Origin of the sequence: Pseudomonas sp. KD5 (assembly GCF_012932895.1) — a bacterium.
GTDB lineage: Bacteria > Pseudomonadota > Gammaproteobacteria > Pseudomonadales > Pseudomonadaceae > Aquipseudomonas.
Genome location: NZ_JDWJ01000005.1, coordinates 288,935 through 307,399, shown reverse-complemented (window position 1 = coordinate 307,399; position 18,465 = coordinate 288,935). Strand labels below are relative to the sequence as shown.

The window sequence follows — 18,465 nt, the reverse complement described above, 5'->3', positions numbered from 1 at the left end:
GATTTTTTACAGTCAATAAATCGTCTGTAACAACAAGTAAAACAGTGCATGCTGCACCACAAATCATAGTGCTTCTTTGAAGAAGCCCGGATCTGAGTAGTAGGAGTGATGGATGGGGCAGGCAAGTAGTCAGGCGATAGCCGGCGGACATTCGGCGGCGAAGCCGATCAGCATGCTGGTTGCGGCGGTCGGAGTGGTTTATGGCGACATCGGCACGAGCCCGTTGTACACCCTCAAAGAAGTGTTTTCCGGTGGCTATGGCGTGCCCGTCAACCATGACGGCGTGCTGGGCATTCTGGCGCTGATCTTCTGGTCGCTGATCTGGGTCGTGTCGATCAAATACATGATGTTCGTGCTGCGTGCCGACAACCAGGGCGAAGGCGGGATCATGGCCTTGACCGCGCTGGCACGACGAGCGGCGGGGGGGCATGCAAAATTGCGCACGCTGCTGGTGGTCTGCGGGCTGATCGGCACGGCGCTGTTCTACGGCGACAGCATGATCACCCCGGCGATTTCCGTTCTTTCGGCGATCGAAGGGCTGGGGCTGGCCTTCGAAGGCATCGACCATTGGGTGGTGCCGTTGTCGTTGATCGTGCTGGTGGCGCTGTTTCTGATCCAGCGTCATGGTACGGCCCGGATCGGCATTCTGTTCGGGCCGATCATGGTCACCTGGTTTCTGGTACTCGGTGCGCTGGGCGTGTACGGCATCAACCAACATCCGGAAGTGTTGCAGGCGATAAACCCGGTGTGGGGCGTACGCTTCTTCATGGACCATCCAGGCATGGGGATCACGATTCTTGGTGCCGTGGTGCTGGCGTTGACCGGTGCCGAGGCGCTGTACGCGGACATGGGCCACTTCGGGCGCAAGCCGATCGCTCGGGCCTGGTTCATCCTGGTGTTGCCCGCACTGGTGCTGAACTACTTCGGTCAGGGCGCATTGCTGCTCGGTGATCCGGAAGCGGCCCGCAACCCGTTCTATCTGCTGGCGCCAAGCTGGGCGCTGATCCCGTTGGTCGCGTTGTCGACCATGGCCACGGTGATTGCCTCGCAAGCGGTCATCTCCGGTGCATTCTCCCTGACCCGCCAGGCGATCCAGCTCGGCTACATTCCGCGCATGCGCATTCAGCACACCTCCAGTGCCGAACAAGGGCAGATTTATATCGGCGCGGTGAACTGGGCGCTAATGGTCGGCGTGATCCTGCTGGTACTGGGCTTCGAGTCCTCCGGCGCCTTGGCCTCGGCCTACGGCGTGGCGGTGACCGGGACCATGCTGATGACCACGATTCTGGTGTCGGCGGTGATGCTGCTGCTGTGGAAGTGGCCACCGGTTCTTGCGGTCCCGGTATTGCTCGGTTTCCTGTTGGTGGACGGTCTGTACTTCGCCGCCAACGTGCCAAAAATCGTTCAGGGTGGTGCATTCCCGGTGATCGCCGGTATCGCACTGTTCGTCCTGATGACCACCTGGAAACGCGGCAAGCAACTGCTGGTGGATCGCCTGGACGAAGGCGGGTTGCCGCTGCCGATCTTCATCAGCAGTATCCGCGTGCAACCGCCACATCGGGTCCAGGGCACCGCTGTGTTCCTTACCGCTCGCCCGGATGCCGTGCCCCACGCGCTGTTGCACAACCTGCTGCATAACCAGGTGCTGCACGAGCAAGTGGTGTTGCTGACAGTGGTGTACGAAGACATCCCGCGCGTCCCGCCGCAACGACGTTTCGAGGTTGATTCCTATGGCGAAGGCTTCTTCCGGGTCATCCTGCACTTCGGTTTCACCGACGAGCCGGACGTGCCGCAAGCGCTGAAGCTGTGTCATCTCGATGACCTGGACTTCAGCCCGATGCGCACCACGTACTTCCTCAGCCGCGAGACGGTCATCGCCTCCAAGCTCGAAGGCATGGCCCGTTGGCGCGAGGCGTTGTTCGCCTTCATGCTGAAAAACGCCAATGGCAACCTGCGTTTCTTCAATCTGCCGCTGAACCGGGTGATTGAACTAGGTACCCAGGTCGAGATGTAAGCCCCCATGAAAAAGCCCCCGTTGCCATGAAGGTAGCGGGGGCTTTTTTGTGTCTGTGCCTTTACTTGCTTTCAGGCCGCTCTTCTTCGGATTCGGTCTTTGTTCGGGCGGGTCGCGGGGTCAGCACCTTCACCACATCATCAATCACCGCCTTACTCATCGCCGTCAGGTAATGCGCGGCCCAGGCGTGGCGGTCGGTGTCTTTTGCGTAGGCTGCATCCTCGGTAAATGATCTGACGAGGAACAGCAGGTCGGAGGCTTGTGACAAGGCATCAACAATGGGGACGCCGGCGCGGACGTTGAATAGCGCCTGATCCGAGCAGTAGATGAGAGGGGTGAAGCCGAGGGTTTTTAGTTCTGAAATCGCGGAAACATCAATTTTAGTCATAGTCAAAAATCCTAGTTGAGGAGCTGACTCATTCGTTTCCAAGCGAATGGGTGACAGCTGTACGCAGGTTGGAAACCGGGAACTAGGAAACCGGCACGCCCGAGGGCGTCCCACGCACAGCTGCCATAACTCATGATCATAAAAAGCGCATGCAATCATGAAGGGGGGCTGTTGCGGCTAGTATCCGACGGGTTTCCAAGCCCGATCGCTGAATGGTCAGCGACGTCCGGAGAGTATCCCGTCGAAGAAAAACGCAACAAGGCGGCAAAGTGCCCAAAAAGCGAGTTTCGGAGTTTGCCTACAAGGTCTGCGGGCGTCATCCGATATTGCGACACCTTGTAATAAACGAAACTAAATGCGGCGGCGATTATACAAGTCGCTGGATTTTTTGCAGGGTTTCCCAGTGAAGTCCGAAAGAACTTGACTACTCGATATTTCCAATGAGACAAGTGTCCACGTTTTATGGAATGTGGACACTTGGAGTTTCTAGCTTCATGAAGAGTCAAGACATTTTGCTTCTGTTCAAGATGGCCAGCCTGCACGCCCAGGAAGAAAATCTTTTTGGGAAGATGGAATCTGAGTCGAATTCGAACATGGTTGAGGAGTTGTTGAGGTCCCAGCAGCCGCTAGTCACCTGCCCCGCTGATGATGAGGAAACTGTATTCCACCGCCAGGAGTTCGATTCACCCTTGGGTGACGAGGATGGGTGGGAAGGGTGGTCGGAGCCTGTGTCTACTCCGCCGCTGGAGAGTTGGAGTGAAGGTTACTCGTTGCGTGCGTTGTCTGCGTCCCTTGGGCTAAGCAAAAGCGAGGTTTCAAACTCTATAGCCAGGTGCCGTGAGTCCGGAATACTCACCAATGACTACGACACCGGGCTGCCGAAAGTTAATCGGCGAGAGCTGCTGAAAATCACCGAGCATGCATTGAAATACTTTTTCCCCGTGAAGCCGGGCGCGATGGTTCGCGGTATTCCAACAGGCTTCGCAGCGCCGGCGCTGTCCAAAAGCATCAAGAGCGCTGGCGGGTTGATTCCGGTTTGGCCTGATGCACTCGGAACTGAGCGTGGTCAGGCGATAGAGCCGCTCTACAAGACGGTGCCGGAAGCGGTGAAGAGGGACAGAATCCTTTATCACTATCTTGCGCTTGCTGATGCGATCCGTCTTGGTGGCCCACGAGAGTGTGGTGTGGCGGTTAGCATTCTAAAAGCAGGGATGGGGCTGAAATAACATGTCATCAAATGCTGATCACAATTACGAGCTCATAGAATTTGTTGCAGACGGCTTGGGGGAGGCGTTTCTCGCCGAGGTTGCCTTTGTCGGCGGTTGCACCACAGCCATGCTGGTCACTGATGCTGCTGTGCTAGACGACATTCGTTTCACCGATGATGTCGACTTGGTGATCGAGCTGGCAGGCATTAGCGCCTGGCAACACCTCACGGAACGGCTGGCGGCCAAGAACTTCAAGATCACCGGTGAGGATGACGTCAACTGTCGTTTCCGCTTCAACGACGTCGTCGTTGACGTGATGCCTTCTGACCCCGCTGTTCTCGGATATGCCAACCGTTGGTTCGTGGAGGGGCTGGCGAGGGCTGATAAATTTACGTTGCCCAGCGGCACCGTAATCCAGATATTTAAACCGACTTACTTTCTTGCTACGAAACTAGAGGCCTTTAGCGGTCGCGGTGAGGGCGACCCTTACCACAAAGACGTTGAAGACATCATCATCTTGATTGATGGTCGTCCAGAGCTTTTGGAGGAAGTTCGCCAAGCCGAGTCTGAACTCAAGGAATACATCACGACTGGAGTTCGAGAACTCACAATGCTCAGTGGTATCGACTACGTGATTGAAAGCTCGGGCTCGGTCCAGGCTAATCCGGGTAGAGGGCGAATCATACACATGCGCATGAAGGACCTGAGCAACGCATGAGATACGACACCAGATCAGTAATTGGACGGACCAGGAAAGCCAATCATGACTGTGCTGGAGTTCTTTGCGACGGCGACAGAGGGCTGTTCGTCATCACGGACGGTACGTCGAGTCCCGGCAGTGGCCAACTGGCTGAATGCTTCGTAAGAGGTGTTTTAGCTGCCTACCCGAAACATATAGATCAGGGGGGCGATCTCACTGAACATGGAGCAGTTGAGCAGGTACTTCGTTCAGTGCTGGCCGAGCTTCACCCCACTTTGTTCGCGGACCAGACAGGGACCACGTGTTACCTGATCGGTTTCGCTGCTCATGGGAAACTCACGCTTGCGTATGAGGGTGACTGTTCGTGCGGTGTAGTGACACCGGCAGGCAGGATCGAGTGGATTACACCGCCTCACTGCAAGGCCAATTGGAGGCGCGACCGTTCGCACCGTGAGCTGGCGCAAGATCCGGCTCGAAACTGGGTGACCCGATGCCTGAAGGTAAATCGTGTCCCGGACCCGGACTTTGTTTTTCATGAGTTGGTTGTCGGTGAGCGACTGGTGTTCGTAACCGATGGTTTCTGGGCGGAGTTAACGGAGTCACAGCAAAGCAGCTTGTTGACAGCGCCGGATAGCGACTTTATCGCTGTTGAAGATGACGTAACGTGGATAGATGTTCAGCTTTAGCCTTGGAATCACAGAGTATCAACATGAAGTCCGGCTAGCTGGTGGCGCTTCATGTTTGTACATGTAAAAAAGCCCCCGCAACCATGAGGCTGCGGGGGCTTTTTGTGTCCGGGGACTCAGATCACTCCTGAGCCGCCGTCTCCTTCGTTTGACGCTTCACGATCGCATCCACCAACCGCTGGGCCAACGCCGGGTAGTTCTCGTCGAAGTGATGGCCGCCAGGCAGTTTCATCGCTTCGCCCACGGCGGTCTTGTCGGTGCAGCCGCTTTCGTCGACTTCTTCCTCGCCGTAGATGCACACCACTTTCGCCGGCGGCAGCTTGGCCATTTCCGGGCCGGTGGCGGCTTCTTTGCCGGCGTTGCCGAGCCAGCCTTCGACTTCGATCTCGAAGCTGCCGGTGCGGGCGAAGGCCAGCAGGATGATTGCGTCGACCCGCTGCTGTTCGGCTTCCGGCAGGCGGTTGTAGATGGCTGGCAGAACGTCGGCGCCGAATGAGTAGCCGGTCAGGATGAAGCGCTTGGTGCCCCATTTCTGCCGGTAGTGCTGCATCAGTTCGGTCAGGTCCAGGGCGCTTTGTTCCGGGCTCTTGTGCTGCCAGTAGTAGCGCAGGGTGTCGATGCCGACCACCGGGTAGCCGATCTTGGCCATCTCGCCGGCCACGTCGCGGTCCAGGTCGCGCCAGCCGCCGTCGCCGGAGAGGAACAGGGTGACGGTGTCCTTGGCCTGGCCGGCCGGCACTTCGACCACCGGAATCTGCAGGCCGCCGGCGGCTTTATCGCCACCGACGAGGGTTTTGCGCAGTTCGTTGTTCAGCACTTGCGGCAGGTTGATGTCGTAGTCGCTGATGCTGGTTTCGGCGTTGGGCTGGTCACGCACGAAGCCGGCGCTGGTGTCGTCCGGGTTGTCGTTCCAGGCCACCAGCCAGTGACCGTGGGCAGCACTTTTTGGCAACAGGTGGGTGCAGCCGGGTTTTTCCAGGGCCAGGTCAACCGAAATGGCCTGGGCCTTGTCGTCCTTCTGCTCGGACAGCCAGCGCCACGCCAGCACCGCGCCAGGGCCGATACCGCTGACCAGGGTTGCCGGGCCTTTGAGTTCTCTGAGGCCTGCTTGCAGGGCACGACTTTGTTGGATGCAGTCCTTGGGCAGGATCACCTGGACGATCTGCGCCGAGCCGCTGCGGCTCAGGGTCATCAATTGTTTATCGCTGAGCTTCTGCTCTTCATTGACCGCCACCAGCACCTGCGCGCGCGGCGTGGTGCCGGGGATGACGCGGGTCATCACGGCGCCATCGGCCGGCGTCAGCAGTTCAAGGGTCGGTTCTGGCGCCGGGCGTTTGAGGTACCAGTAACCGCCACCGACAATCAGGGCCAGCACTACCAGTGTGGCCAGTACGTACCGCAGGGAGCGTTGAATCATCAGCGTTTCACCAATCCAGTCAAGCCGCCCGCAATCAGGGCAGCAGTGTCGGCCAGGGCCACCAGCGGATCGAGTCCGGCGGGCACGGCCATATAACGGGGTTCCCAGTCAGGCTGGAACTTGTCTTTGAAGCGGCGCAAACCTTGGAAGTTATACAGCTGCTCACCACGGCGGAACACCATCGAGCCCAGGCGCTGGGTCAGTGGTGCGCCGCGCCGGGGTTGCAACCCCGACAATGGCACCATGCCCAGGCTGAAGCGCGCGTATCCATGATTTTTATAATGTTGAATCAGGCCGACCATCATGAATTCCATGGTCAGCTTAGGGGCGTCGGGGTGCGCGCGCATCAGGTCGAGGCTGGCCAGTTCATGGCCGTAGGTCTCGAGCAGGTTGGCGAACGCCACCGGGCGCCCTTCGAAACGAATCACCGCAACGCGGAAGTGCTTGAGGTAGTCATCGCTGAAACGCCCGAGCGAGAAGCCTTTCTCGCGCACATTCTTGCCGGTCAGCCAGGCATCGGAAATCACCTTGAGCTCGTCCATCGGCGCTTGCCCCGGCTCATGAATCTCCAGCGACAGGCCGTCACGGGTGCCACGGTTCCAGGTGTAGCGCAGGTCCTTCATCTCTTTGCCTTTGGCTTCGAGATCGAAACGCTTGAGATCGACCCGGGCTTCTTCGCCGAGCTTGATCGCGGTCAGGCCGATGTCCATGTAGTACGGCAGGTTCTCAGCGCGTACTTGATAAAACACAGGGCGGGCGTGATGGATATCGCACAGGTCACGGAACTGCCAGATCATTTCCGCCCGTTGCTGGGTCGGGCCGATCGGGTCATACAGCGCTACCAGGCTGCGGCCACGGCGGGCGTACATCAGGAACGCCTCGTCGTTAGGGTGGAACAGCAGCGCCTTGTCACCGGTCAGGGCCAGGCCGCCATCCGGTTGGTTTGAAGCCATGAGGATCTTTGCCGCGCGCTCCAGTTCATCGGAGGTTGGCAGGTGGATTATCGGACGCGCGGTGCGCAGCAGCCACGTCAGCGATACCACTACAAGCAGGACTGCAGCACCTAGCAATGAGCGCAAGCCTCGCGGGGCGTCGGCGTCGAGGGTGAACTGCCACCAGAGTTGATGGCTGTACGGAACGTCCTGATAGGCGAACAGCAGCAACCAGATCGAGGCGCCGAGTACGCAAAGACTCGACACCAGATACAGCGGCGAAAACGGCAGCTCGGTCAGGCGGCTGGGGCGGTAGAACGACCGCCGGAAAACCCCCAGCAAACTTGCTGTCAGGGTCATCAGGCTGGCTTCTTCCCAATCGAAGCCTTTGAGCAGAGAGAGCACGGCGCCGACCAACAACAGAATAGTGGTCAGCATCCACGCGGCCGACAGGCGGCGACGCAAGCCCTGAGCCAGCAGCAGGCAGAGCACGCCCACCAGGCTGGCGCCGAAGTGCGAGGCGTCGACCAGTCGATGCGGGATCAGAAAACCGATGTGTTCAAGGCGAGTATCGATCTCCGGTGTTACACCGGAGAACAGCAGCACCACGCCGGACAGGAACACCAGCACCGCCAGAATCGGCGCGGCCAGGCCCGAGGCGGCACGTAGTGTCTGGCGTGTCTGAAACAGGCGCTGGCCTTCGTTGATCAGCAGCAGTATGCAAGCCACCAGCAGCGGCAAGATCACGTAGATCAGGCGGTAGAGTAGCAGGGCGGCAGCCAGTGGCGCGGCGCCGAGCTTGTCGGCGAAGGCCGCCAGCAAAATCGCTTCGAACACCCCGACGCCGCCGGGTACGTGGCTGAGCACGCCGGCAGCCAGGGCCAGGAGATAGACCAGCAGGAATGCACCGAAGGGCGGCGCTTCGGGCAGTAACAGATAGAGCACTGTCGCGGCGGCGGCCACGTCCAGGGCGGTGATGACCAGTTGCAGGAAGGTCAGGCGGCGGCCCGGCAGGCGCAAGGTGCGGCGGCCGACCTTGACCAGCAGGTTGTCCGGGTAAGGCTGTTCCGGCAAGCGACGGCGGTAGATGCCGATCGCCAGTACTGTGGCGAGCAGCAGCACGGCCACTGCAATCGCACCCAGCAACGTCTCGGAGAAACCCAGGGCCAGCGAGGCGGCTGGCAGGTTGCTGAGGGTGGCGAAGGCGGCCAGGGGCGGGAGGGCACAGCCGAGCGAGAGGCTGGCAAACAGCGTCATGTGCGCGACTTCCGAAGCCCCCACGCCATGCCGTGCATATAGACGGTAGCGAACCGAGCCCCCCGACAGCAGCGACAGGCCGATGGCATTGCCGATGGCGAAAGCAGTGAAGCCCCCTAGCGCCACGACTCGCGGCGCCAGTGTCACGCCGGCATAACGGCTGGCCGACCATTCGTAACCCAGCAGAATGACGAAGCCGACGACGGTCGCGCCTAACGCACCCAGCAAGGCCGGTCTCGGCACTTCCAGGATCGAGTCGTGCAGTGCGTACAGATCGAGTTCGCTCAGCAGGTGACGACAGGCAATCAGCGCGATGGCGAACAACAGCAAAGTGACCGCCAGACCGATGGGTTGACGGTATTTGCTGATTCGATCCAGCAAGCGCAGACGCTCGGCTTTGATCGGTTGTGTCGCTGTGACGGTGTCTTGTGGATCAGACGAGTTGGCGCGCATCAATCACCTCTTGGATTGTGCGCGACAGGATGGGGGTATCCAGCCAAGTTACCAATCCCTGTAGAAAAAAATAATCACAAATATTAACGCGTCTCACCGGGTATCGGCGATGGCGCATCACCAGTCGTCGAGGGTTTTCCTTGCGGTTCAGCCTAGGTCTGAACTCACAGTCTGGCGACCCTGAACGGCTCACTGCACAGTGACAGATCATTGTTGCGAAAGGACTTTTTCAACAGATACAAAAAAGGCCACTCTTTCGAGTAGCCTTTTTTGATGTTTGGTTGCGGGAGCCGGATTTGAACCGACGACCTTCGGGTTATGAGCCCGACGAGCTACCAGACTGCTCCATCCCGCGTCTGTGTGGCGGCATTCTACAGGCGAATGCCGGAGTGTCAACCGTTAATCCAAGTATGGGTCAAATAAACAAGAATCAGCGCTGAACGGTCGCCGAGGAACGCTAAGTTTCGGAATCAGAAGGATTTCTCGTTTCTGCTCGGTAAAGCATGAAACGCTGATTTTTTATAAAATAGGCGCGCACAAAAAAGGCCACTCTTTCGAGTAGCCTTTTTCGATGTTTGGTTGCGGGAGCCGGATTTGAACCGACGACCTTCGGGTTATGAGCCCGACGAGCTACCAGACTGCTCCATCCCGCGTCTGTGTGTCGGCATTCTACAGAGGATCGCCGGGCTGTCAACCTTCAATCTCGGTAAAATCTGTTCCTGTTCAATCGCTTAGGTGAAAAAGTGGGGTGTGGATCGGGCTGAAACGCAGGCAGGGCAAGGCTTTCGGCTCTATCGGTAGGTGGCTTTCGATTGAGAAAATAAATTCCTCCGGTACTTTTCCTACCGCTTGAAAAGAAGATTCAGACTACTGGTGCTATATACAGGTGTCAGTGAGATACTGCCGGTACGACACGCCGATACTTCATTTATTCGCCATGAACACCGCTTTTATATGACGCAGCGAAAAATCATCCACGTCGATTGTGACTGCTTCTACGCCGCCATCGAGATGCGTGACGACCCGCGCCTGGCCGGTAAGCCTTTGGCGGTGGGTGGCTCGGCGGATCGGCGTGGGGTGATTGCTACCTGTAACTATGAAGCGCGGGCTTATGGCGTGCGCTCGGCCATGTCTTCCGGACATGCCTTGAAACTGTGTCCGGACCTGACCATCGTCAAGCCGCGCATGGAGGCCTATAGAGAGGCGTCGAAGGAAATACATACGATCTTTCGCGATTACACCGACCTGATCGAGCCGCTTTCCCTGGACGAGGCTTACCTCGACGTGTCGGAGAGTGCGCATTTTGGCGGCAGCGCCACGCGAATCGCCCAGGATATTCGTCGCCGGGTGTCTAATCAGTTGCACATCACCGTGTCGGCCGGCGTGGCGCCGAACAAGTTTCTTGCCAAGATCGCCAGCGACTGGAAGAAGCCCAATGGCTTGTTCGTGATCACGCCCGATCAGGTGGAAGACTTCGTCAGCGGGTTGCCGGTGAGCAAACTGCATGGTGTTGGCAAAGTGACCGCCGACAAGCTGGGCAAGCTCGGCATCGTCGATTGCCTGCAATTACGCGAGTGGAGCAAATTGGCGCTGGTGCGTGAATTCGGCAGCTTCGGCGAGCGACTCTGGAGCCTGGCCCGTGGGATCGATGAGCGGTTAGTGCACAACGACAGTCGTCGGCAGTCGATCAGCGTTGAAAACACCTATGACGTGGACCTGCCGGATCTGGTGAGTTGTCTGGATAAATTGCCCGAGCTGCTGGAGTCCCTGAATGGCCGAATGGCGCGGATCGACAGCAGCTATCGCCCGGGCAAACCGTTCGTCAAAGTGAAGTTCCACGATTTTACCCAGACTACGTTGGAGCAGGCCGGGGCAGGGCGGGATCTGGGGAGTTATCAGCTATTGCTGACCCAGGCCTTCAATCGCGGCGGGAAACCGGTGCGGTTGTTGGGGATTGGGGTGAGGCTGGAGGATTTGCGGGGCGGGTTCGAACAGTTGGAGTTGTTTGAACGGTGAGATTTTAAAATCAAAAGATCGCAGCCTTCGGCAGCCCCTACAGGGTGTACTCCATCCAATGTAGGAGCCGTCGAAGGCTGCGATCTTTTAATAGGCCTTAATTCGGCCCCGGATCCGCCACCAGTCGCCCGGCATCCTTGGTCAGTGACTTGAGGAACTCAGCCTGCAACTCGGGATCGTTGCGGGTCAGTTCGATCAGGCTCTGTTCCAGTTCGCTGGCTTCTTCTTCCAGGCCCAGTTCCGACAGACGTTTGACCCGGTGCACCCACTGGCTTACTTCGTCGTCTTCGAGGTCGTCGTAAATCAGCTCATGGGCTTCGAGCAGCTTGCCGCGCAAGTTGTTGCTGATCGCCAGGGACGAGTCGGTGTGCACATCGTCTTTGTTGTCCTCGACACTGATCTGCAGCTTGCCCAGATGATTGAGGTCATGTTCGGCGAACGGGCTGTCCAGCAGGTTCAGGCGCAACACACCGTTGCGGTCGGTGCTCAGCTCGAACGTGTCCTTGCCGGCCTTGACCTGCACCGGACGCTCGCTCCAGGGCAGGCTCGAGTATTCCGTGCGCTTGTCACGCTGGACTTCGTCGATGCCCGCCAGGTTCTGCTGTGCGCGACCGTGAGACTGCACGTTCATGAACGGGTTGAGCCCGGCAAAACCATAGCTGAGCCAATCCTTCGTCACGCTGTCCGGCAGATTACCGAGGGCGAACACGTTGACCACGTTCGCACCGACGCCGGCCACTACGGCCACCGCGCCCAGCGGGATCTCATAGATCTCCCTCCAGGGTTGGTAAGGCGTGTAACGGTCATAGTGGCGTGTGACTTCGAATTCGGTGACTTCGAAGGTCTTCTGCTCGTGAATTTTCACCCGGCGTTGCGGCAGCTCCAGCACTTTGGGTTCGCCGACATCGATCTGCAGGCTGTGATCGAGCAACTTACGCTCGACCCGCTCCTCGTGTTCGCTGCGTTGTGACATCTGATTGGCACAGCCGCTGACCAGCAGGGTGCCGCACAGGGCGGCACCACCGAGGCCTAAGGTGTTTCGCTTGAACATGACGTCTCTATCTGGTGTCAGCGGCGGATACGGGCCTGGAGGAAAGACAGCACGTCAGCGACCGGCAGCGCTTGCGCCTCGGCTTCGGTACGGCTCTTGTATTCCAGATTGCCGTCGGCGAGGCCGCGGTCACTGACCACGATCCGGTGTGGAATGCCGATCAGCTCCATGTCCGCGAACTTGATGCCCGGGCTGGTTTTCTTGTCACGGTCGTCCAGCAGCACGTCGAAGCCGGCGGCAGTCAGTTCTGCGTAGAGCTTGTCGGTGGCTTCGCGAACCTGTTCGGTTTCGTAGCGCAGCGGTACCAGAGCAATCTGGAACGGGGCCAGAGCGTCGCTCCAGATGATCCCGTTCTCGTCGTTGTTCTGTTCGATGGCGGCAGCTACTACGCGGGATACACCAATGCCGTAGCAGCCCATTTCCAGGGTGACCGGTTTGCCGTTCTCGCCCAGCACTTCGCACTTCATCGCTTTGCTGTACTTGTTGCCCAGCTGGAAGATGTGCCCGACTTCGATCCCGCGCTTGATTTCCAGGGTGCCTTTGCCGTCAGGGCTTGGGTCACCGGCCACGACGTTGCGCAGGTCGGCAACGGTCGGAACCGGCAGATCGCGCTCCCAGTTCACGCCAAAGTAGTGCTTGTCGTCGATGTTGGCACCGATGCCGAAGTCGCTCATCAGTTCGACGGAACGGTCGATGATGATCGGCAGCGGCAGGTTCAGCGGGCCGAGGGAACCGGCGCCGGCGCCAATGGCGTCGCGCAGTTCGGCTTCGGAAGCCATGACCAGCGGGCTGGCAACGCCAGGCTGGTTGGCGGCCTTGATTTCGTTCAGTTCGTGGTCGCCACGGATGATCAGGGCAATCAGCTTGCCTTTCTCTTCAGCGTGCACCACCAGGGTCTTGATGGTTTTTTCGATCGGCAGGTTGAAGCCTTCGACCAGTTGCGCAATGGTCTTGGCGTTCGGCGTGTCGACCAGACGCAGCTCTTCGGCAGGCAGTGGACGAGAGGTTTCCCGCGGTACGGCTTCGGCTTTCTCGATGTTCGCTGCGTAGTCGGAACCGTTGCTGAAGACGATGTCGTCTTCGCCGGACTCGGCCAGTACGTGGAACTCGTGGGAACCGGCGCCACCGATGGAGCCGTTGTCGGCTTCAACCGGACGGAATTTCAGGCCCAGGCGGGTGAACACGTTGCAGTACGCCTGGTGCATGCGGTCGTAGGTGACCTGCAGCGATGCCTGGTCGGCATGGAACGAGTAGGCGTCCTTCATGATGAATTCGCGGCCACGCATCAAACCGAAGCGTGGGCGGATTTCGTCACGGAATTTGGTCTGGATCTGATACAGGTTGATCGGTAGCTGTTTGTAGCTGCTCAACTCGTTGCGCATCAGGTCGGTGATGACCTCTTCGTGAGTCGGGCCGGCGCAGAAGTCGCGACCGTGGCGATCCTTGAAGCGCAGCAATTCAGGGCCGTACTCTTCCCAGCGACCCGATTCCTGCCACAGCTCAGCCGGTTGAGTGCTCGGCATCAACACTTCGAGAGAACCGGCGGCGTTCATTTCTTCACGCACGATGGCTTCGACCTTGCGCATTACTCGCAAGCCCATCGGCAGCCAGGTGTACAGGCCCGAGGCGAGTTTGCGGATCATGCCGGCACGCAGCATCAGCTGATGGCTGATGACGACCGCGTCGGAAGGCGTTTCTTTCTGTGTGGCGAGCAAAAATTGACTGGTGCGCATGGTTGGCCGTTGTCGGTTGCTGATAACGAGAAGTAATGGGGCATTGTACGGGCGAGATCTGCTGGCGTACAGGCGTGCGGCCGGCTGTGTGGCTGGAGGGCGAGAATCTGCTCGCCCTCTGCGACCTGTATCAAAGAGGCTGCGATTCTTCCGTGACCGGGGTCGACGCCGGTTCAGGCGTCGGGGTCGGGCCGGCACGGCGGTTTTCCTGGAACCAGTGCAAGGCGATCAACAGCAGCGTCGGAACGCCCAGCAGGGCAGTGATCAGGAAGAAGTTGTGGTAGCCGAATTTTTCCACCATGACCCCTGAATAGCCGCCGATCAGGCGAGGCAACAAGAGCATGATCGAGCTGAGCAGGGCGTACTGGGTCGCGGAGAATTTGAGGTTGGTCAGGCTCGACAGGTAAGCGACGAAAGCCGAAGTCGCCAGGCCCGAGCTGAAGTTGTCCAGGGAAATGGTGACGATCAGCATCTGCAGATTGGCGCCCATGTCCGTGAGCATCAGGAACAGCAGGTTAGTGGCCGCCGATGCGGCACCGCCGATGAACAGAATGGGCAGAATGCCGAAGCGCACGATCAGCAAGCCGCCCATGCCGGCGCCGACCAATGTCATGATCAGACCGAAAATCTTGCTGACGCTGGCGATCTGATCTTTGGTGAACCCTTGGTCGATGTAGAACACGTTGGCCATCACGCCCATGACCGTATCGGACATCCGGTAGGTGGCGATCAGCCCAAGCAGCAGCAGGGCTTGCCAGCGGTAACGCAGAATGAAGTCGTTGACCGGCGTCAGCACCGGCGCCAGGCCACGGCGGCCCATGGCCGACAAGCACAGGGCGGTGAGCGTGGTATAGAGGATTGCCCGCAGGAATGCGCGGTCTTCGAGCAACAGGTCGAGCAGGCTGACACCGTTGAATAGCACGCTGGCGAAGTCGGTATTGTAGAACTGGGTGAACATGGCCGGTACGGACACCAGCAGTACGATCAGCACGAACACCGACGCCAGCTGGTGCACGAAGCTGTAGCGTCCGGCCTGAAGCTGAGTGCGCAGTGGCACCGGCGGTTCGCGCATGAAGAGGGAGGTCAGCAGCGCCGGGATCATCAAGATGCCGAACAGCAGATAGGTGCCAGTCCACGCCGCATGTTTGTAGTTGAAACCGGTGGAGCCGAAGCCTTCGGCAAAAAACAGCGCGCCCGCCGTTGCCAGCAGGGCCGCGACCCGATAACCGGCCATGTAGCTGGCCGCCAGTGCAGCCTGGCGGGTATCGTCGACGATTTCCAGGCGATAGGCGTCGATGGCAATGTCTTGCGTTGCCGAAGCAAAGGCGACTACCACAGCGATGGCGATCAGCCAGGAGAGGTGTTTTTGCGGGTCGCAGAAACCCATGCCGATCAGGCCGAGGATCACCAGTGCCTGGGCCAGCACCAGCCAGGAGCGTCGTCGGCCAAGCTTGCCGAGCAGGGGTAGGCGCCACTGGTCGAGCAGCGGGGACCAGACCCATTTAAAGGCGTAGGCCAGGCCGATCAGGCTTGCATAGCCGATGGTTTCACGGGCAACACCAGCTTCGCGCAGCCAGACTGAAAGCGTCGAAAACACCAGCATGTAGGGCAGGCCGGCGGCGAAACCAAGCAGCAACAGCACGAGCGTCGAGGGGCTGGCATAGGCGGCGAGCGCGGCGCGCCAGGTTTTACGGGGCATGGGCTGGAGTCTGCCTCAAGAATTACGGAAACAAAGCGCGCACTCTAACCGCTGTGCTCTACCGGGCGCCAGCCATGGCGCTGAATATCAACACGATTGTTCAGAACGCTGATGCCTTCCATGCGCAATCGGGCCCGCTGTTCATCCCCTGAAGGGCTGCCTGCGGGCAGACTGATCCGACCACCGGCACCCAGCACACGATGCCAGGGCAATTTAGTGTCACCGGGCAGTTGGCTCAATGTTCGCCCGACCCAGCGGGCGGCGCGACCCAGTCCCGCCAGCTCGGCGAGCTGACCGTAACTCACGACTTTGCCCTCGGGCACTTGTGCCAGGGTCAGGTAGAGCGCCGTGCGTCGGATTTGCGCTGCGCTTTCGGTTTCAGCGGTTGAGTCGGTCACGTCCAGGTTCCTGAAAAAAATACGCATTGACCGTCTGTAGAGTAAATCCTGGATTGTCAGTTGAGAAATGAACTCAATAGAAATAGCCGGGTCAGTCCTTGCCAGGGCCTTATTTCCAAGAATAATGCCGATTTTTTTTCGCAAAGTTGAGCTTTTGATTCGCTTATGTTGCCCAGAACCTTGCTGTGCCTCGCTGTCGTCAGTGCCTCCACTCCTTTGCTCGCCGATACGGTCTGGTTGAAGAACGGTGACAAGCTGAGCGGCAAGATTACGCTCTTCGATGGCGGCAAGCTGTTGATCCAGACCCCGTATGCCGGTGCGGTTCCGATTGACTGGAAAGAGGTCAAAACCCTGGAAAGCGATCAGCAAATGTTGGTCAAGCAGGATGCTTACACTGGCGAGAAGGCCAAGTCGCTGCATGCGGCAGAGGACGGCAAGGTCACCCTGGCCAACGGCGATGGCCCCAAGACTGTGGAGTTGGCCAGCATTCAGCAGATGCTCAAGCCCAAACCGGTGGTCGAGGATTTGGTGTTTAAAGGTAACGTCGACCTGGCGCTGGATTATCAGCGCGCAGAAAAAGATACCGATGATTACGACGTCGGCTTCAAAACCACCGCGCGTCACGGTCGGTGGCGTCATACGGCGGAAGGTGAGTACAACCGCGAGTTTCAGGATGACGTGGTCACCACTGATAACTGGCGTGCCGAGTATTCTCTCGACCGCTTCCTCACCGAGAAGTGGTTCTGGCAGGGACGTTTGAATTACAAGCGCGACAAGGTCGAAGAACTCTCCCGTCAGCGCACCGTCGGTACCGGCCCTGGTTATCAATTCTGGGATGACGAACTGGGTGCCTTCTCCCTGGGCTCGCTCCTCAACCGTACGGACTACGAATTTTCCGATGGCGGAAAGCAAAACTTCTATTCCCTGGCCATGAAGTGGGACTACAACCGCTACCTGATTGGCAAGAAGGTCGAGTTCTTCACCAAAGGCGAAGTGGGCAAGCCACTGTCGGGTGTCGCCGATTACGCACTCGATACCGAGGCCGGCCTGCGCTACAAAGTCACCGACTGGGCGTCGCTGAACCTGAAGGCCGAGAAAGACATCATCAGTGGCACCGACAATGCGGACCTGAACAAGACCCGATATACCGCAGGGTTTGGCGTGGCTTGGTAACACGCTGGAAAATCAAAAGATCGCAGCCTTCGGCAGCTCCGCACCTGTGGGTGCCGCCGAAGGCTGCGATTTTTTGTTGCCACACAAAACATACAGGCACAAAAAAGCCCCGCTTTTAAGGGCGGGGCCTTTTACTAAAGCAAGTACAAGTTAGATAACTTGAACTTCTTCAGCTTGCATGCCTTTCTGACCGCGGGTAGCGATGAAAGAAACCTGTTGGCCTTCTTTCAGGCTTTTGAAGCCGTCGGATTGGATAGCTTTGAAGTGAACGAACAGGTCGTCACCGGATTGTGGAGTGATGAAGCCGAAGCCTTTTTCATCGTTGAACCACTTAACGGTACCGGTTTGGCGATTAGACATGGTGTAACTCCTTGAACAAAGATAACTGCGACTCAGGAAGAACCCTGGCCGAGACTGAGTGCAAAGAGCAGGAAAAATTCTTGTAGATGGTTGGATCGAAATTCAACATATCGTGTAGAGATTCTCAGTGACACAAGCAGCACAGTGGCGCCACCTTAACCCTTTTTCCGGAACGTGCCAATGGTTCTTGCGAAGGTTTCTCTTTTTTAATGACTGACGGTTAATAACATGGCGGTGAGGTCACGGAATTCACGGGGGAACGGCGAGAATTGTCGCCCGGACTTTGAACCCGGAGCGCCTGCCCGGTAAGATGCCGGACAGAATTTTTCCACCTCGCTATTCAGGACACCCGCCATGAGCATCAAATCGGACAAGTGGATTCGCCGCATGGCGCAAGAGCACGGCATGATCGAGCCCTTCGTGGAACGTCAGATGCGCGGCAGTGACGACAGTCGTGTGATCTCCTATGGTGTGTCGAGCTACGGGTACGATGTGCGTTGCACCAATCATTTCAAGGTGTTCACCAACATTAATTCGGCCATCGTCGATCCGAAAAACTTCGACGCTGGCAGCTTCGTCGACATCCACAGCGACGTGTGCATCATCCCGCCAAACTCCTTCGCCTTGGCCAGTACCGTCGAATACTTCCGCATTCCGCGCAACGTATTGACCATCTGTCTGGGCAAGAGCACCTACGCCCGCTGCGGCATCATCGTCAACGTGACCCCGCTCGAGCCCGAGTGGGAAGGCCATGTGACCCTGGAGTTCTCGAACACCACCAACCTGCCGGCGAAGATCTACGCCAACGAAGGCGTGGCGCAGATGCTGTTCCTCGAGTCCGACGAGGAATGTGAAGTGTCCTACAAAGACCGTGGCGGCAAGTATCAGGGCCAGCGTGGCGTGACCCTTCCGCGTACCTGAGTCAACCGTCTGACAAACCGTTGGAATTCCTGGGCGGGCGTACACTCTATGGGGTGTAC

At 58.4% G+C, this 18,465-nt stretch carries 14 protein-coding genes and 2 tRNA genes; 6 read left to right on the top strand and 10 right to left on the bottom strand.

The window, feature by feature from the left end; genetic code table 11:
* Positions 1 to 112: 112 nt before the first annotated feature.
* Positions 113 to 2,014 (top strand): potassium transporter Kup, encoded by a 1,902-nt coding sequence (locus tag AF70_RS13630; protein ID WP_019580976.1) that lies wholly within the window; start codon positions 113 to 115, stop codon positions 2,012 to 2,014.
* Positions 2,015 to 2,075: 61 nt separating this feature from the next.
* Here AF70_RS13630 and AF70_RS13625 read toward each other — a convergent pair whose 3' ends face one another.
* Positions 2,076 to 2,402: a DUF3077 domain-containing protein gene (locus AF70_RS13625; protein ID WP_028939230.1), complete on the bottom strand. Its 327-nt coding sequence runs from the start codon at positions 2,400 to 2,402 to the stop codon at positions 2,076 to 2,078.
* A gap of 494 nt (positions 2,403 to 2,896) precedes the next feature.
* On the opposite strand from AF70_RS13625, the gene AF70_RS13620 reads away from it, so the two are divergent.
* Entirely contained in the window at positions 2,897 to 3,628 is a 732-nt protein-coding gene (locus tag AF70_RS13620) for a hypothetical protein (protein WP_032830950.1), read from the top strand.
* 1 nt (position 3,629) lies between these two features.
* Positions 3,630 to 4,328 carry a hypothetical protein gene (locus AF70_RS13615; RefSeq protein WP_028939232.1) on the top strand — a complete coding sequence of 233 codons (699 nt, stop codon included), beginning with the start codon at positions 3,630 to 3,632 and terminating at the stop codon, positions 4,326 to 4,328.
* Between the two features lie 789 nt (positions 4,329 to 5,117).
* Here AF70_RS13615 and AF70_RS13610 read toward each other — a convergent pair.
* The 4 genes from AF70_RS13610 to AF70_RS13595 all read right to left on the bottom strand — a co-directional run bounded on the left by AF70_RS13610 (position 5,118) and on the right by AF70_RS13595 (position 9,708).
* Positions 5,118 to 6,413, bottom strand: a complete 1,296-nt coding sequence (locus tag AF70_RS13610; RefSeq protein ID WP_019580974.1) for a virulence factor family protein — start codon at positions 6,411 to 6,413, stop codon at positions 5,118 to 5,120.
* The gene (gene mprF / locus AF70_RS13605) at positions 6,413 to 9,055 is read right to left on the bottom strand and encodes a bifunctional lysylphosphatidylglycerol flippase/synthetase MprF (RefSeq protein ID WP_028939234.1); all 2,643 of its coding nucleotides are present in this window, start codon (positions 9,053 to 9,055) and stop codon (positions 6,413 to 6,415) included. The genes AF70_RS13610 and mprF overlap by 1 nt, the downstream gene beginning before the upstream one ends.
* A gap of 278 nt (positions 9,056 to 9,333) precedes the next feature.
* Positions 9,334 to 9,410: transfer RNA gene (locus tag AF70_RS13600), tRNA-Met, on the bottom strand.
* A 221-nt stretch (positions 9,411 to 9,631) separates the two neighbouring features.
* Positions 9,632 to 9,708 (bottom strand) — tRNA-Met (locus tag AF70_RS13595).
* Positions 9,709 to 10,009: 301 nt separating this feature from the next.
* Between AF70_RS13595 and dinB the strand changes: the two genes are divergently transcribed.
* Entirely contained in the window at positions 10,010 to 11,071 is a 1,062-nt protein-coding gene (dinB, locus tag AF70_RS13590; protein ID WP_019580972.1) for a DNA polymerase IV, read from the top strand.
* A 97-nt stretch (positions 11,072 to 11,168) separates the two neighbouring features.
* On the opposite strand, the gene AF70_RS13585 is transcribed toward dinB, so the two are convergent.
* The 4 genes from AF70_RS13585 to AF70_RS13570 form a co-directional block, all read right to left on the bottom strand.
* Entirely contained in the window at positions 11,169 to 12,122 is a 954-nt protein-coding gene (locus AF70_RS13585) for a hypothetical protein (protein ID WP_019580971.1), read from the bottom strand.
* A 17-nt stretch (positions 12,123 to 12,139) separates the two neighbouring features.
* Positions 12,140 to 13,855, bottom strand: a complete 1,716-nt coding sequence (locus AF70_RS13580; RefSeq protein WP_019580970.1) for a proline--tRNA ligase — start codon at positions 13,853 to 13,855, stop codon at positions 12,140 to 12,142.
* A gap of 130 nt (positions 13,856 to 13,985) precedes the next feature.
* Positions 13,986 to 15,554, bottom strand: a complete 1,569-nt coding sequence (locus AF70_RS13575; RefSeq protein WP_019580969.1) for an AmpG family muropeptide MFS transporter — start codon at positions 15,552 to 15,554, stop codon at positions 13,986 to 13,988.
* Between the two features lie 44 nt (positions 15,555 to 15,598).
* Positions 15,599 to 15,979: an MGMT family protein gene (locus AF70_RS13570; protein WP_218584871.1), complete on the bottom strand. Its 381-nt coding sequence runs from the start codon at positions 15,977 to 15,979 to the stop codon at positions 15,599 to 15,601.
* Between the two features lie 138 nt (positions 15,980 to 16,117).
* Here AF70_RS13570 and AF70_RS13565 point away from each other — a divergent pair, with 138 nt between their 5' ends.
* Positions 16,118 to 17,125: a DUF481 domain-containing protein gene (locus AF70_RS13565; RefSeq protein ID WP_028939235.1), complete on the top strand. Its 1,008-nt coding sequence runs from the start codon at positions 16,118 to 16,120 to the stop codon at positions 17,123 to 17,125.
* Positions 17,126 to 17,275: 150 nt separating this feature from the next.
* Here the strand turns inward: AF70_RS13565 and AF70_RS13560 are convergent, their stop codons facing one another.
* Entirely contained in the window at positions 17,276 to 17,485 is a 210-nt protein-coding gene (locus tag AF70_RS13560; protein ID WP_002554837.1) for a cold-shock protein, read from the bottom strand.
* 354 nt (positions 17,486 to 17,839) lie between these two features.
* Here AF70_RS13560 and dcd point away from each other — a divergent pair, with 354 nt between their 5' ends.
* The gene (dcd, locus tag AF70_RS13555) at positions 17,840 to 18,406 is read left to right on the top strand and encodes a dCTP deaminase (RefSeq protein ID WP_007940589.1); all 567 of its coding nucleotides are present in this window, start codon (positions 17,840 to 17,842) and stop codon (positions 18,404 to 18,406) included.
* Positions 18,407 to 18,465: the final 59 nt, after the last annotated feature.